Genomic DNA, 15161 nt, shown 5'->3' with positions numbered 1-15161 from the left:
CCTTACCGGTCTTTCAGGAACAGCGCATTCAATTGGGCGCCCGGCGCCGCGTCGGCGAAACCGTCGAAGCGGCCCTGCGCCAGCAATTGCGCCGCGCGCATGGCCCCGCCCCAGGCCGCGCGCGCGAGCGCGCCGCCGACGCTGACGCGGCGCACGCCCATCGCGGCCAGGTCCTGCAACGTGAAGTCGGAGGGTCCGCTGACCAGCACGTTCACGGGCTTGGGCGCCACCGCCCCGACCACCGCCTCGATATGCTCGCGGGTCTTGATGCCCGGCGCGTACAGGCAATCGGCGCCGGCCTCGGCATAGGCTCGCAGGCGGACCAGCACGTCGTCGATATCCGGCTTGCCCGAGAAGAAATTCTCCGCGCGGCCGACCAGCAGCGTATCGCCGCCGTTCTCGTCGATCGCGCGCCGCGCCGCCGCCACCCGCGCCACCGCCACATCCAGCGGGAACAGGGAACCATCGGCGGCGCCGGTGGCGTCTTCGATCGACAGGCCGGCCACGCCCGTGGCGACGGCCAGCCTCACGCTTTCGCCCACCGCGGCCGGGTCCGCGCCGAACCCGTTCTCGAAATCCGCATTCACCGGCAGGTCCGTCGCGGCGACCATCTCGCGCAGATGCGCGAGCACCGCATCGCGCTCGACATGGTTGTCCGCATGGCCCTTCGACCAGGCGTAACCTGAACTGGTCGTCGCAAGGGCCTGGAATCCCAGGCTGGCCAGATAGCGGGCGCTTCCCGCATCCCAGGGATTGGGCAACATGAAGCAGCCGCTCGCGTGCAGGGCACGGAAGGCGGCGCGTTTTTCCGCGATGGTTCGTGACATGGAGGTCTCCGTGGCTAGGATGGTCGGGTGTTCCGCCGGTTCCGCGATAAGTACTGCACGATAACCCGCCTGGCGCCCCCGCGCGGCGGCGAAGCGCCGGCCTCGGATAAGATGTCGGCTCGCAAGCCACTTCAGGAAATCCGCAATGCTTCCAGTCATCCATCCCGGCCCGGTGTTCAAGGACAATCTTCAGCAACTGCCGTCCATCGACGGCGTCCAGCGTATCGATCTCATCGACGGCAAGGGCGCCGTGGTGGCGAGCATAGAGAACCAGCCCGGCAAGCAGGGATCGCTGGCGATCTACCAATACCTGTCGCAGGCGTTCGGCAAGCTGGACGCCGCGGCGGCCGAGCATGGCCTGGCCGTGTTCGGCGAGCACACCACCGACGCGCGCAACCGTCCCGGCGCCCATCCCAACGTCGACCGCCTGCTGGCGATTGTGGGCGGCGGCGAAGCGCTGCGCATCGAGGTCGTGAAGGCCGGCCGCTGAACGAGGCCACGCCATCAACGAAACCCGTCAAGGATCCCGTATGCCGACATCAACTCCCGCCTCCGCGTACGAGCAGCTCGTCGCCGCCATCGACCAGGCCTGCCTGGAAAAGAAAGACAGGCCCGTGGTCGACGTCGCGGAAGCCCTGGGCATGAAGGAGGTCGCCAGCGCCTGGAAGACCGCCTACTGGCAATACGTACTCGAGACCGAGGACGAGGGCACCATCACCGTCATACACGGATGGAACGATCCCTCGGGCCCGAACCCGGGTTCGTCCGAGGCCGAACTGTTCGAAATCACCCGGACGCGGCCCCCTGCCCGCTACAGGAACCAGTACGAGTAATCGCTGCCGGCGCGTTCCGTACGGCGCACCGCGCGTCACGCCATGCCGCCACCGGCTGGAACCGCCGGCGCATTCCTCGCCCCCGTCCCCAAGGCGCGCGCGACCTCCAGGAAGGAATGCAGCGCCGGATTGGCGTCGTTGCGCCGCCAGGCGATCGAGACCTCCTGGTCGAGCGCGGACGTGCGATTCGAAATCGGCACGTAGCAGACCTTGGGGTGCATGAGCGAAGTCAGGTTGCCGGACACCAGCGCCACCGACAAGCCGGCCGCGATCAGGCAGATGACGCTGGCGATCTGCGAGCACTCCTGCTCGATGTTCGGATAGAAACCCGCCGCGCCGCACACGGAAATCAATTGCGCGTGCGCGGCGGGCACCTTCTCCCGCGAAAACGAGATGAACGATTCGCCCGCCAGCTCGCGCAGGTCGATGCGCTTGCGGCCGGCCAGGGGATGGCTCCTGGACAGCGCGACCACCAGCACGTCGCGCTGGTAGAAACGCGTCTGGATCTGCGGGGCGGCGACCGGCAGCGGCGTGCGCAGCATGCCGACGTCCAGCGCCCGTCCCTGCATCTGCTCCAATTGGTCCTTGGTCGTCATCTCGACGACGCGCAGGCGCACCTGGGGATATTCCAGCCGAAAGCGGCTGATCAATTCGGGCATGAAGCCGTAGCCCACGCTGCCGATGAAGCCGATGGCCAATTGCCCGGTCCCGCCGCTGCTGGCGCCCAAGGTGCGCTGGATCGCCACCGTCTCGTAGCGCAGCCACTGATAGGCCTCTTCGAGAAACACGGCGCCGGCCGGCGTCAGCGCCACCGAGCGCTTGTTGCGCACGAACAGCGGCGTGCCGACGTGCGCCTCCAGCTTCTGGATGGCCTGGCTGAGCGGCGACTGGGCAATGCCGACGCGCGCGGCGGCGCGGCCGTAGTGCAGTTCCTCGGCCACGGCGATGAATTGGCGAAGCAGGCGGCTGTTGATCATAAAGACACGCTATGTCTCACAGACCCATAAATTATATGTTGGACGCGATTTTTCCTGCTTTATAGACTGCTTTCCCGCATTCGATGAAGATGGAGCCCGTGTCATGCCAGTCTCTCCCGCCCTGTCCCACAGCGCCTGCCAGGCCATCGCGGACCTGCTCGGCGCGCAACAGCCGTGGGACGGCTCGCCCGCCGCCAGGTTGCGCTTTCACGGCGAGGCGCCGGCGTTCGACTCGCCGCACGCGCTGACGCTGTCGGCCGGCGCGGCCATCGGCGCCTATGCGCTGGCCGTGGAGAAATGGTGGCACCTGGCCACCGGCCGGCGCCAGACCGTCGCCATCGACTGGATGCAGGCGGCGGCCTCGCTCAACCCGGGCCATTTCCAGACCCAGAACGGCTACGGCCTGCCGGCGCTGTCGCTGCTGACCGAACTGAAGGCGGACTTCTACCGGACCGCCGACCAGCGCTGGTTCTTCCCCATCGGCTCCTATCCCCACCTGCGAGACGGCGTGCTGGAGCTGCTGGATTGCGCCAACACCCCCGCCGCCCTGGGCCGCGCCATCGGCCGCTGGAAAGGCGACGACCTGGAAGCCGCCTTCGAGGAAAAACGCCTGCCCGGCGTCTATGCCCGCAGCGCCGAGGAATGGCTGCGCCATCCCCAGGGCGCGCTGCTGGCGCAGCAGCCGGTGATCGAGGTCACGCGCATCGCCGACAGCGATCCCGAACCGCCCTGCCCGGGCCCGCGGCCGCTGTCCGCGCTGCGCGTGCTGGACCTGGGCCACGTCATCGCCGGCCCCGTCATCGCGCGCTCGCTCGCCGAACACGGCGCCGAGGTGCTGCGCATCACGCCGCCGATGAACCAGGATCCCTTCCGCCAGACGATAGACACGAACATCGGCAAGCGCTCCGCCTTTCTCGACCTGACGCAGGCCGCCGACCGGCAGCGCGCGCGCGAACTGGTCAGCGGCGCCGACGTGGTGGTGCAGTCCTGGCGGCCCGGCAGCCTGGCCCGCCGCGGCCTGGGCGCCGAGGACGCGGCCGCCCTGCGTCCCGGCGTGATCTACGTCAGCGTCAGCGCCTTCGGCGACAGCGGCCCGTGGGCCGAACGCGGCGGCTTCGAGCAACTGGGCCAGACGGTGGCCGGCATCGCCGTGAGCGAGGGCGTGCCCGGCGGCAAGCCGCGCGTGGTGCCGACCTATCTGCTCAACGACTACCTGACGGGCTACCTGGGCGCGGCCGGCGTCATGCTGGCCTTGCTGCGCCGCGCCACCGAAGGCGGCAGCTATCACGTCAAGGTATCGCTGACGCGGACGTCGATGTGGGTGCAAGGCCTGGGACTGGAACCCGGCTTCACGCCGCGCGAGGACCGCCGCCATTTCGCGGAAGGCCTCCTGCCGCTGCTGGAGACCCGCCCCTCGGCCTATGGCGTGCTGCAACAATTTCCGCCCGTGGCCCAGTTTTCCCACACGCCGGCGCATTGGTCGCTGCCGCCCGCGCCCAACGGCGCCCATCCGGCGACGTGGCTGGACAGGCTGGCCGGCATGGGCTGACGCCGGCGCGTTGGCCGATTCACTGGCCGATTCGTCGGCCGAATCACCGGCTGATTCGTCGACCGAATCACCGCTGATTCACCGGCCCCTTCCCGATTCGCCGGCCCATATTCTTATAACAAGGAGACAAACCATGACGCCCCGCATCAAACTCGCGCAAACCGCCGCCCTGGCGTTGATCGCCTTTTCCGCCGCGCTCCCGCAAGCGCGCGCCGCCGATACCTATCCCGACAAGCCCATCACCCTGCTGATCGGTTTCGCGCCGGGCGGTCCCACCGACGCCATCGGCCGCGTGCTATTCAAGCGCGTGTCCGAAATCCTGAACGTGCCCATCATCATCGAGAACCGTCCCGGCGCCGGCGGCAACATCGGCACCCAGGAACTGGTGCGCGCCAAGCCGGACGGCTACACCCTGATGTACGGCACCTCCTCGGTGACTACCGCGCCCGCGCTGTTCAACCGGGCCGATCTCGACCCCACCAAGGCCTTCGACGTCGCCGGCTGCTCGGTGTCCGTGCCGCTGATCCTGCTGGTGCCCAAGAGCGACACCGCGACCAGCGCCGAGGCTTTCTACAAGGCGGTCAAGGCGGATCCGTCGAAGTACTTCCAGGGTTCCTCGGGCAACGGCTCGATCGACCACCTGGTGTCCATGGACATCGCGGGCAGGCTGGGCCTGAAGTTTCAGCACGTGCCGTACAAGGGCAACGGCCCGGCCTTGTCGGACCTCGCCAGCGGCAACGTCAACTTCATGTATTCGGGCTCGTTCAACAGCGCGCTGCCCTTCATCAAGGCCGGCAAGGTCAAGCCCCTGGCCGTGACGTCGGGCCATCGTTCGCAGGCATTGCCCGACGTGCCCTCGCTCAGCGAAAGCGTGGCGGGACTGCGCGGCTTCGACGCCGGCACCTGGCAGGTCCTGGCGGCGCCCAAGGGCACCCCGCCCGCGGTGCTGGCGAAACTGAACGACGCCATGCAAGCGGCGATGAAGGACGCCAAGGTCAAGGAAAGCCTGGACTTTCAGGGCGCCGAGCCGATGAACATGGACCAGCAACAGTGCAAGGCCTACATCGGCCAGGAATACGCGCGCTGGTCCAACACCATCAAGCGGCTGGGCCTGAAGTCCGAATAGCGCAACTCCTGGGACCAGTGATTCCCGCAGCGAATTACTGCAATCCCAAATGCAAATTGGACCCGGCGGACGGAAAAGGCGACATTACCCGCACAAAAGAACATATTCGGAGACAAGCATGCGCAAGCCGTTCCTCGTGCGGCTGGTGGCCGGCCTCGGCCTGGCCGCGATCCTGGCCTGGCTTCCCCTCGCCGGACACGCGGCCGATACCTTCCCCGACAAGCCCATCCATCTCATCGTCCCCTTCCCCCCTGGAGGCGGGACGGACACCCTGGCGCGGGTCCTGGCCGAACGCATCGGCGCGGAACTGAAGACCAGCGTGATCGTGGAGAACCGGCCCGGCGCGGGCACGGTAGTCGGCAGCGACTACGTCGCGCGCAGCGAGCCCAACGGCTATACCGTCCTGCTGAACACGTCCGCGCACGCCATCAACGACACGCTGGCGCCCAAGCTTCCCTACGAGACCGAAAAGGCCTTCGCGCCCATCGCCATCGTGGGACGGGCGCCGAACGTCCTGGTGGTGCGGCCGGACAGTCCTTTCAAGACGATCGGGGACATCGCCGCCTACGCCAAGGCCCATCCCGGGAAATTGACCTTCGGTTCGTCCGGCAATGGCACGGCGGTTCACCTGGCTGCCGAACTGTTCAAGGAGATGGCGCACGTCTCGCTGACGCACGTTCCCTACAAGGGCGCCAGCCCGGCGATGACCGACCTGGTCGGGGGCCAGATCGACATGTTCTTCGGCACCGCCGGCGCCGTCACCCCGCTGGTGAAGGCCGGCAAGCTGCGCGCCATCGCGCTCACCAGCGCCGAACGTTCGCCCTCCTGGCCGGGCATCCCGACAATCGCGGAGACCTACCCGGGCTACGCCGCCGACGTCTGGTACGCCCTGTTCGCCGCGGCCGGCACGCCGCCGGCCATCGTCGACACGCTGAACCGGGCGGCCATCGAGGCCACGCAATCCGACCTGTTCCGGCAGCGCATGGGCAGCGAGGGCATCACCAACACCCCCAATACCCCCGCCGATCTCGCCCGCTACGTGCACGAGGAAATCGCGCGGTGGCGCAAGGTCATCCAGGAGGGGCACGTCTCCATGGGCTGAACGACCCGTTGCGCGCGCTTCCCGGCGGAAGGACCGGCGCCGCGCGGCCATGAAGCCCCCGTTTCAAACGTTGGAAAGGAAGTCCCATGAATGAAAAAGGAAGGCTGGCCGGCAAGGTCGGCATCATCGTCGGCGGCGGACAGCAGCCGGGCGGGACGATAGGCAACGGTCGCGCGGTGGCCGAACGCTTCGCCGCCGAGGGCGCCACGCTGCTGATCGTCGACATCAATCCCGAATGGGCCGACGACACGCTGCAAGCCGTCGCCAAGCTGGACGCGAGCGCATCGACCCTGCGGGCGGACATCACGAAAGAGGAAGACTGCCGCGCGATCGCCCAGGCCTGCGTCGACCGCTACGGCCGCATCGACATCCTGCACAACAACGTCGGCCGCTCCACGGGCGACCGCCGGACCACCGACCTGGACGTCGCCATGTGGGACGCCATCATGGACATGAACCTGAAGGGCATGTTCATGACCTGCAAGCACGTCCTGCCGGTGATGATCGCCCAGCGCTCGGGCTGCATCATCAACGTATCGTCCACCTCGTCCCTGGCCGCGCGCCCCACGCTGACCTACAAGACCAGCAAGGGCGCGGTCAATGCGCTGACCCAGCACCTGGCCATGGAAAACGCGCAATACGGCATCCGCGCGAACGCGCTGCTTCCCGGCCTGATCGACACGCCCATGGCGATCGAGCGGCGGGCGCGCGAACGGGGCGTGCCGCGCGAACAGGTGCGGGCGGAACGGGACGCGCTCGTTCCCATGGGTCATATGGGCACCGCCATGGACGTGGCGAACGCGGCATTGTTCCTGGCGTCGGACGAAGCCAGGTACATCACCGGCGTGCTGCTGCCGGTCGACGGCGGGCTGTTGGTCAAGCGAGGCTGAGCGGGGACGCGCCGCCGGATCGGGCCGTGGACTTCGATGCTGGATGTTCGATACTCCAATGCACCAATGCACCAATGCTTCGACGCTTCGATGCTTCGATGCGCCGGGGCCTCACGTCCGCCCCGCAGCGCGTCCCGTCTCCAGCAGCGACAGGACGCGCGGCAGCAGCGGCAGCGTGTTCGCCGGATTCCAGACCGCCGAATACTCCGCCTCGATGGCCATGCCGTCGATCTGCTTGAACACCACCCCCGGCACGCCGGCGCGCGCGAAGGATCGCGGCACCAGCGACACGCCCCGTCCCATCGCGACCAGGCTGACCACCGACACCAGGTGCTTGGCGTAGTGGACGATGCGGGGACTGAAGCCCGCGCCCATGCACGCGGCAATGGTCAGGTCGTGGAAGCTGGGACCGCTATGCCGCGGAATGGCGATGAACGCATCCTCGGCCAGGTCGGACAGGCGGACCTTGCGGCGGCGCGCGAGGGGATGCCCCGTCTCCAGCGCAACCACCAGGTCCACCCGTCCCACCGGAATGGACATCATCTCGCTCATCCCCCGCGATATCTGCGCGAAGCCGATATCGATGCGATCCTGCGCCAGCGCCTGGATCTGCTCGGACGATCCCATTTCCTCCCATACGGTCTCCAGGCCGGGCATCTTGCGCTCCAGTCCGAGAATCACCTCGCGTATGTCCATGAACAGCACCGCGGCGACGAAACCGATGCGTATCCGGCCGGCATTGCCCCGCTCGGCGCGCTGCACGGCGCGGACGGAAAGCTCGGTCTGCGTGAGCAACCGGCGCGCTTCCTCGACCAGCACGCGGCCGGCCACGGTCAGGCGCACGCTGCGCCTGTTGCGATCGAAAAGCGTCACTCCCAGGCGTTCCTCCATCTGCTGGATCGCCTTGGTCAGCGGCGGCTGCGAAATGAAAAGCCGCTCCGCGGCCCGGCCATAGTGCAACTCCTCGGCCAGGACGAGAAACATACGCAGGAATTTGGGATCCATGGGATGGGAAGGGAGAATCGAGGAATCGGGGAATCGGGGAATCGAGAATCGAGAATCGGAAGCCGGAAAGAGGAAAGCAGTTGCGGTTGCGGTTGCGGTTGCGGTTGCGGTTAGCGGAAGGAACATACCCATCCACCCCGGTAATTCCGATAAGGAATTACTCACATCCAAAAATGCAATTGGACGGATATCTTCGAGCTTAAGCAGAATCTCCCCACAAGACAACAAATACGGAGGAGACTTCCTTGACCAAGCGCATCCTGCATTGGCTGCTCGCCATCGCCGCTCCCCCAGCTACTTTGGCAAGCGGCATCGGGGCGGGCCGAAGCATCAATCTGGACGGCTACGCACCCTGACGCTGGTTTCATCGAGCAACGGTCACTCCCGGCCTTTACCCCGCGTTGGGCATCAAGCCCGAATGACGCTTTGGCCGAGATCCCGGTCCGGCCCGCAACCTGAACAGGAGCCCTTCCATGGCAAGAGTCACCCCTCCCTCGGTAGAGGCAATGTCGCCCGCGCAGAAGCGGGTCCACGATCTCATCGCTGCCGGGCCGCGCGGCCGTGTTCGCGGGCCGTTGGCCGTATGGCTGCATCGGCCGGCGATGGCGGAGCCGGCGCAGGCGCTGGGGCAATTCTGCCGTTACGACAGTTCGCTGCCGCCGCGATTGTCGGAGCTGGGCATCCTGGTGCTCGCGCGCTGGTGGGGCGCGGAATTCGAGTGGTGGGCGCACAAGAAGATCGCCCTGGAGGCCGGCGTGGACGCCGCGGTCGTCGACGCCATCCGCGACCGGCGGCCGATTCCCTTCACCCGCGACGACGAGGCCCTGGTGCACGAGTTCCTGACGGTCCTGCATGAAACGCACGACGTGCCCGACCCGGTCTATCAGCGCGCCGAAGCGATGTTCGGACGCGACGGCGTTCTCGACCTGGTCACCCTGGCCGGCTACTACACCCTGATCTCGATGACCTTGAACGTATTCCGCATCGACCCGCCCGAAGGCGAACCGCGCGAAATGCGGGCTGGGGCATGAGCGTGCCGGGCCGCCCCAAACGCGGCCGCGCAGCGGCAGGAGGGCGCACCATGCACATGCCGGGCCTCCCCCTCACTCATAAGGAGTCATGACACCATGAACGGAAGACTGGAAGGAAAGGTGGCGATCGTCACCGGCGCGGGCTGCGTCGGTCCCGGCTGGGGCAATGGCCGGGCGGTCGCGGTGCGCTTCGCGCAGGAAGGCGCCAAGGTTTTGGCCGTCGATATCGACGCCAATGCCATGACGGAAACGCTTGCGCTGGCAAAGGACGCGCCGGGTGAAATCCGCGCGTGGACGGCGGACGCCACCCGCAGCGCGGACGTCAAGGCCATGGTCCAGGCCTGCCTGGACCACTATGGCCGCATCGACATTCTCGTCAACAATGTCGGCGGATCGCGCCGCGGCGGCCCCGTCGATCTCTCCGAGGAAGACTGGGACGCGCAGATGGACTTCAATCTGAAGAGCGTATTCCTGGCCTGCAAGCACGTCATCCCCGTCATGCAGCAGCAAGGCGGAGGCGCCATCGTGAACACGGCGTCGACTTCCGGCATCCGCTGGACCGGCGCGGCGCAGGTCGGCTACGCCTCGTCCAAGGCGGGGATCATCCAGTTCTCCCGGGTCGTCGCCGTCGAATATGCCAAGCACCGGATCCGCGTGAACACCGTCGTACCCGGCCAGATGCACACCCCCATGGTGGAGGCGCGCCTGGCCAAGCAACGCGCCGGCGGCGACGTGGAAGCCCTGCTGCGGCAGCGCCAGGCGCGCATTCCGCTCGGCTTCATGGGCGACGGTACCGACACGGCCAACGCCGCGCTGTTCCTGGCGTCGGACGAGGCCCGTTTCATCACCGGGACCGAGATCATCGTCGACGGCGGCATGAGCGTGCGGTGCGATTGAGCGCCGGCCAGGGATAGCGGACATGCCGACAAACGATATCTGGGATTGCCATACGCATATCTTCGGCCCATGGAAGGATTTCCCATTGACGGGAAATCCTACATACCGGCCGGAGGAAGCGCCCTTTTCCGCGCTGCGCGCCGCGCATGCCCGTTGCGGGATCACGCGCGGCGTCATCGTCCAGGCCACGCCCTACCGGGACGACCACGGCGCCTTGCTGGCCGCGCTGGAAGCCAGCGCCGGGGCCTATCGCGGGATCGCCCTCATCGACCGCGACACGCCCGAAGAGACCCTGGACAACATGCACCGGCTGGGCGTGCGCGGAATCCGGCTGGGCATGATGAAGCATCTGGCCGGCAAACCCGACCTGGACGGGATGAGCGCGCTGCTCCGGCGCATACGGCCGTACGGCTGGCATGCCCTGGTCCACGCCGACCTGGCCGACGTGCTCGAAGCGGTGCCGGCGCTGGCGCCCCATGGCGTGCCGCTGGTCATCGACCACATGGGCCGGATACCGGTCGACGAGGGCCAGGATCCCACTCCCCTGCTGCGCCTGCTCGACGAGCCGTGCGTCTGGATGAAGATATCGGGAGCCGACCGCATCACCCGGGGACACGACGGCTACCGGGCGGCGCTGCCGCTCATGCGGCGGCTGATCGCGCGCGCGCCCGACCGCATCCTGTGGGGCAGCGACTGGCCGCACGTCAACATCGCCTATGACCGCCCCAGCGTCGACACCCTGTTCGACCTGCTGCGCCAGGCCTGCGCCGATACCCCGGATGCGTTGACGGCCATCCTGAACGCCAACCCCGCCCGTCTCTACGGCTGACCGAATCCCCCGGGAACGCGAACCGCGGCGAAGGACGCCAAGGTCAAGGAGAGCCCGGGTTTCCAGGGCGCCGCCGGCCCGCCACCAGCGAGCTGGCGCGAATGTGGAACTCGGTGTCGATCAAATGGGACTCGGGTGGCGCCGCGGCGCCGGGCCCGCCGTCCTCCCCGATCAGGCGCAGGACCAGCAGCGCCGCCGTGCGGCCGATTTCGTAGCGGCCTGGATGCACCGTCGTCAGCGCCGGCGTCAAGCGCCGGGCGACCGGAAAATCCCCGAAGCCGACGATGGCGCAATCCCCGGGCAGCGCGAGCCCCAGCGCGGGCGCGGCCAGGATGGCGCCCGCGGCCATATTGTCGTTGGCGAAAATGATGCCCTGCGGCCGCCGGCGAACCGGCTCCGCGGCGAACCGGGCCATCGCTTGCGCGCCGGCCTCGTAGGGATCGAGCGACTCCGGCACGTGGATGTCCGCTTGCAGGCCCGCCTGCGCCATTGCCCGCGCATACCCCTGCGACCGCTGTTCCCCACGGAAGTCCTCGCGCATGCCGGTGCGCAGGAAGCGGATGCGGCGCAAGCCCTGCCCGAGCAGGTGCCTGGCCTGCTCGTATCCCACCCGGTCGTGCGCGAATCCCACTTGATGAAAAGGCCGGTTGGGACGCACGTCCCAGGTTTCCACGACCGGGAAGCCGCCGGCCCGCAGCACCGCGTCGGTGCGCTCGGTATGCGTGGGTCCGGTCAAGATCATCGCGGCCGGCCGCCAGCCCGCGAAGGCGCAGACGGCGGTTTCCTCTTCCGCCATGGAATAGTTGCTGGTCGCCAGCAGCAACTGGTGGCCTGACGAGCGCAGCACGTCCGTCATGCCCTGCACGGTTTCGGAAAAAACGGAATTGGCGATGCTCGGTATCACCGCGCACACCACCTTGGAGCGCGCGGACGCCAGGCCCATCGCCACCTGGCTGGGCACGAAGCCGGTCCGGGCGACGGCGTCCTCGATGCGCGCGCGCAGCGCCTCCGACACCCTGTCCGGCTGGTTGAAATAACGGGACACGGAAATGGCCGAAACCCCCGCGAGCGCGGCCACGTCGTGAATGGTGATCGCGGCGATCTTGCGCCGCCCCGCGGGCGCGGGCGGCGCCGCCGTCCGCGTGGATGCCTTCTTCTTGCCTGCCAACGATGCCCCTTCTATCCGGACCGCCGCGTTGACGGCGGGAGGAAACGCATTATAGACTTGGCGCAGCTCGGTGTTACCGGTAACCAATGTCGTATGTTACCGGTAACCAAGAAAGCGCCCGCGACCCCGTCCAGCGCCGCAGGGAAAAATGGAAGGAGACATCATGAACCGCCGTGGCTTTACCCTCGGGGCCGCATCGGCCCTCTGTTTCGGAATACTGAAGCCGGCCTGTGCGGCCGCTTCCTACCCCGACCGGCCCTTGACCTTCGTCGTGCCCTATCCGCCGGGCGGCGCCGCCGACCAGTTCGCCCGGCCTTTCGCCCAGGCCCTGGGCGATCGCCTGCGCCAATCGGTGATCGTCGAGAACCGGCCGGGCGCCAACGGCAACATCGGCTCGGCCTATGTCGCGCAGCGCATGCCGGCCGACGGCTATGCCCTGCTGCTCGGCTCCCTGAGCACGCTCGCCATCAACCCGCACATCTACCCCTCGATGGGCTATTCCGTGCTGGACGACCTGCAGCCGGTCAGCCTGACGCACAGCATGCCCAACGTGCTGGTCGTCGGCGCCGATACGCCCTACCGCACCCTGGCGCAACTCATCGACGCCGCCAAGCGCCAGCCGGGCAAGATCGAATACGGCTCGGCCGGCATCGGCAACACCATGCACATGGCGGCCGAGCTGTTCCAGTTGCGCGCGTCCATCAAGCTGCTGCACGTGCCCTACAAGGGCGGCCCCGAAGCGCTGAACGACGTGCTCGGCGGCCGCATCCCCATGATGTTCAACAACCTTCCCGCCATCGTGCCGCTGGTGCAGGCCGGCAAGCTGCGGGCGCTGGCCATCGCCGACGACAAGCGCTCGCCCTTGCTGCCCGGCGTGCCGACCATGCGGGAAGCGGGCATCGCCGACGCGAACTCCGTCGTGTGGAACGGCATCCTGGTCCGGCACGGCACGCCGCCGGCGCTCGTCGCGCAACTGAACGCGGCCATGGGCGCCGTCCTGGCCGATCCGAAATTCCGCAAACTGCTCACGTCGCAGGGCTACGACATCCTCAGCTCGACGCCGGAGGAGTTCGCGACGCTCTTGCGCAAGGACTATGCCGCCATGGGCGACCTGGTCAAGCGCGCCAACATCAAGATGGAATGAAGCAGCATGTCCGACGCCAAACGCAAAGCCCTCGAAGACCTGCGCAGCCAGCGATGGTTCGCCGCCGACAACATGCGCGGTTTCGCGCACCGGCAGCGCATGCAGCAACAGGGGCTGGATCGCGAGGAATTCATGGGCCGGCCGGTGGTCGGCATCCTGAACACGTGGAGCGAGCTCTCGCCCTGCCATGCCCATCTGCGCGAACGGGCCGCCGCGGTCAAGCGCGGCGTGCTGCAGGCCGGCGGCTATCCGCTGGAACTGCCGGCGCTGAGCCTGGGCGAGGTCATGGTCAAGCCCACCACGATGATGTACCGCAACTTCCTGGCCATCGAGGCCGAGGAACTGCTGCGCAGCCTGCCGCTGGACGGCGCGGTGCTCATGGGCGGCTGCGACAAGACCACGCCGGGGCTGGTCATGGGCGCGCTGTCCATGGACCTGCCGGCGATCTTCTGTCCCGCGGGCACCATGCTGAATGACCGCTACAAGGGCCAGACCGTGGGCGCGGGCACCCACACCCGCAAATACTGGGACGAATATGCCGTGGGCAATATCGGCCGCCAGGAGTGGATCGCGCTGGAATCGCGGATGACGCGCGCGCCGGGCACCTGCAACACCATGGGAACCGCCAGCACCATGACGTCCATCGTCGAGGCCATGGGCCTGTCGCTGCCGGGCGCCAGCAGCCTGCCGGCCATGGACGCCGCGCATACGCGCATGGCCTGGGCTTGCGGCCGGCGCATCACCGAGATGATCTGGGAAGACCTGCGCCCCTCGCGCCTGTTGACGCAAGGCTCCCTGCGCAACGGCATCGTCGCCTACATGGCCCTGGGAGGATCGACCAACGCCGCCGTCCACCTGATGGCGATGGCGGGCCGCGCGGGCCTGTCCCTGAGCCTGGACGACCTCGACGCCATTGCCCGCGAAGTGCCGGTGCTGGCCAACCTGTTCCCCTCGGGCGACCGCCTGATGGAAGACTTCCACTATGCCGGCGGCCTGCCCGCCCTGCTCGAAAAATTGCGGCCGCGGCTGGATCTGGGCGCCCTGACCGTCACGGGACGCACCCTGGGCGAGAACATCGCCGGCAAGGCCTGTGAAGACGACGACGTGATCCGCGATCCCGACCGCCCGCTGAAGGCGGCCGAGCCCGGCTGTCCCGAGACCGGGCTCGCGCTGGCCGTGCTGCGGGGCAATCTCTGTCCGGACGGCGCGGTGATCAAGCCTTCCGCCGCGACGCCCGCGCTCTTGCGCCACACCGGCCGCGCGCTGGTCTTCGACTCCAACGAGGAAATGCTCGCGGCGATGAACGATCCCGACCTGGACGTGGACGCCAACACCGTGCTGGTGCTGCGCAACGGCGGCCCCGTCGGCGCGCCGGGCATGCCCGAGTGGGGCAACCTACCGATACCCAGGAAACTGCTGCGCCAGGGCGTGCGCGACATGCTGCGCCTGTCCGACGCGCGCATGAGCGGCACGCACTACGGGACCTGCGTGCTTCATATCTCCCCCGAGGCGGCGGTGGGCGGGCCGCTCGCGCTGTTGCGCACGGGCGACCGCGTCACCCTGGACATCGGCGCGCGGCGCCTGGACATGGACGTATCGGATGCGGAACTGGCGGCGCGCCGCGCGGCCTGGCAGCCGCCTGCCCGCCCCTATGCGCGGGGTTACGCCAAGCTGTACCAGGAGCAGGTCACCCAGGCCCATGAAGGCTGCGACTTCGCCTTCCTGCAAGGCAGCGCGCCGACGCCGGAGCCGCCGATCTACTGACCCGTACCGGCGCCGCGCC

The 15161-nt window shown here is 67.9% G+C and carries 15 protein-coding genes; 11 read left to right on the top strand and 4 right to left on the bottom strand.

The annotated features are described in order from the left end of the window. Positions 1–2 precede the first annotated feature (2 nt). Positions 3–827: an isocitrate lyase/PEP mutase family protein gene (locus CAL29_RS03515; protein WP_094851592.1), complete on the bottom strand. Its 825-nt coding sequence runs from the start codon at positions 825–827 to the stop codon at positions 3–5. Between the two features lie 145 nt (positions 828–972). Here CAL29_RS03515 and CAL29_RS03510 point away from each other — a divergent pair, with 145 nt between their 5' ends. Together CAL29_RS03510 and CAL29_RS03505 are read left to right on the top strand one after the other, a co-directional pair. Next, complete coding sequence (locus tag CAL29_RS03510; RefSeq protein ID WP_094851591.1) at positions 973–1317, top strand: DUF2322 family protein; 345 nt, start codon at positions 973–975, stop codon at positions 1315–1317. 40 nt (positions 1318–1357) lie between these two features. Next, complete coding sequence (locus tag CAL29_RS03505) at positions 1358–1660, top strand: hypothetical protein (RefSeq protein WP_094851590.1); 303 nt, start codon at positions 1358–1360, stop codon at positions 1658–1660. A 35-nt stretch (positions 1661–1695) separates the two neighbouring features. On the opposite strand, the gene CAL29_RS03500 is transcribed toward CAL29_RS03505, so the two are convergent. Then, the gene (locus CAL29_RS03500) at positions 1696–2637 is read right to left on the bottom strand and encodes a LysR family transcriptional regulator (protein ID WP_094851589.1); all 942 of its coding nucleotides are present in this window, start codon (positions 2635–2637) and stop codon (positions 1696–1698) included. Positions 2638–2740: 103 nt separating this feature from the next. Here CAL29_RS03500 and CAL29_RS03495 point away from each other — a divergent pair, with 103 nt between their 5' ends. The 4 genes from CAL29_RS03495 to CAL29_RS03480 all read left to right on the top strand — a co-directional run bounded on the left by CAL29_RS03495 (position 2741) and on the right by CAL29_RS03480 (position 7304). After that, positions 2741–4186 carry a CoA transferase gene (locus tag CAL29_RS03495; RefSeq protein WP_143277595.1) on the top strand — a complete coding sequence of 482 codons (1446 nt, stop codon included), beginning with the start codon at positions 2741–2743 and terminating at the stop codon, positions 4184–4186. A gap of 133 nt (positions 4187–4319) precedes the next feature. Beyond that, a complete protein-coding gene (locus CAL29_RS03490; RefSeq protein WP_179283891.1) occupies positions 4320–5312 on the top strand; it encodes a Bug family tripartite tricarboxylate transporter substrate binding protein in 993 nt (330 codons plus the stop codon). Between the two features lie 118 nt (positions 5313–5430). Next, positions 5431–6414, top strand: a complete 984-nt coding sequence (locus CAL29_RS03485) for a Bug family tripartite tricarboxylate transporter substrate binding protein (RefSeq protein WP_094851586.1) — start codon at positions 5431–5433, stop codon at positions 6412–6414. 86 nt (positions 6415–6500) lie between these two features. Continuing rightward, a complete protein-coding gene (locus tag CAL29_RS03480) occupies positions 6501–7304 on the top strand; it encodes an SDR family NAD(P)-dependent oxidoreductase (protein ID WP_094851585.1) in 804 nt (267 codons plus the stop codon). A gap of 111 nt (positions 7305–7415) precedes the next feature. Here CAL29_RS03480 and CAL29_RS03475 read toward each other — a convergent pair whose 3' ends face one another. Next, positions 7416–8288 carry a LysR substrate-binding domain-containing protein gene (locus tag CAL29_RS03475; RefSeq protein ID WP_179283890.1) on the bottom strand — a complete coding sequence of 291 codons (873 nt, stop codon included), beginning with the start codon at positions 8286–8288 and terminating at the stop codon, positions 7416–7418. Between the two features lie 494 nt (positions 8289–8782). On the opposite strand from CAL29_RS03475, the gene CAL29_RS03470 reads away from it, so the two are divergent. The 3 genes from CAL29_RS03470 to CAL29_RS03460 all read left to right on the top strand — a co-directional run bounded on the left by CAL29_RS03470 (position 8783) and on the right by CAL29_RS03460 (position 11066). Further along, the gene (locus tag CAL29_RS03470; RefSeq protein ID WP_094851583.1) at positions 8783–9340 is read left to right on the top strand and encodes a carboxymuconolactone decarboxylase family protein; all 558 of its coding nucleotides are present in this window, start codon (positions 8783–8785) and stop codon (positions 9338–9340) included. Between the two features lie 96 nt (positions 9341–9436). After that, positions 9437–10237, top strand: a complete 801-nt coding sequence (locus CAL29_RS03465) for an SDR family NAD(P)-dependent oxidoreductase (protein ID WP_094851582.1) — start codon at positions 9437–9439, stop codon at positions 10235–10237. A gap of 22 nt (positions 10238–10259) precedes the next feature. Continuing rightward, a complete protein-coding gene (locus tag CAL29_RS03460) occupies positions 10260–11066 on the top strand; it encodes an amidohydrolase family protein (protein WP_094851581.1) in 807 nt (268 codons plus the stop codon). Positions 11067–11109: 43 nt separating this feature from the next. Here CAL29_RS03460 and CAL29_RS03455 read toward each other — a convergent pair whose 3' ends face one another. Next, positions 11110–12234: a LacI family DNA-binding transcriptional regulator gene (locus CAL29_RS03455; RefSeq protein WP_218831799.1), complete on the bottom strand. Its 1125-nt coding sequence runs from the start codon at positions 12232–12234 to the stop codon at positions 11110–11112. Positions 12235–12397: 163 nt separating this feature from the next. On the opposite strand from CAL29_RS03455, the gene CAL29_RS03450 reads away from it, so the two are divergent. Together CAL29_RS03450 and araD are read left to right on the top strand one after the other, a co-directional pair. Further along, positions 12398–13378: a Bug family tripartite tricarboxylate transporter substrate binding protein gene (locus CAL29_RS03450; RefSeq protein WP_179283889.1), complete on the top strand. Its 981-nt coding sequence runs from the start codon at positions 12398–12400 to the stop codon at positions 13376–13378. A 6-nt stretch (positions 13379–13384) separates the two neighbouring features. Next, complete coding sequence (gene araD, locus CAL29_RS03445) at positions 13385–15142, top strand: L-arabinonate dehydratase (RefSeq protein WP_094851579.1); 1758 nt, start codon at positions 13385–13387, stop codon at positions 15140–15142. Positions 15143–15161 lie beyond the last annotated feature (19 nt).

Origin of the sequence: Bordetella genomosp. 10 (assembly GCF_002261225.1) — a bacterium.
Taxonomy (GTDB): Bacteria; Pseudomonadota; Gammaproteobacteria; order Burkholderiales; family Burkholderiaceae_B; genus Bordetella_C.
The sequence above is the reverse complement of the archived record's forward strand: the minus strand, read 5'-3'. Positions and strand labels throughout refer to the sequence as shown.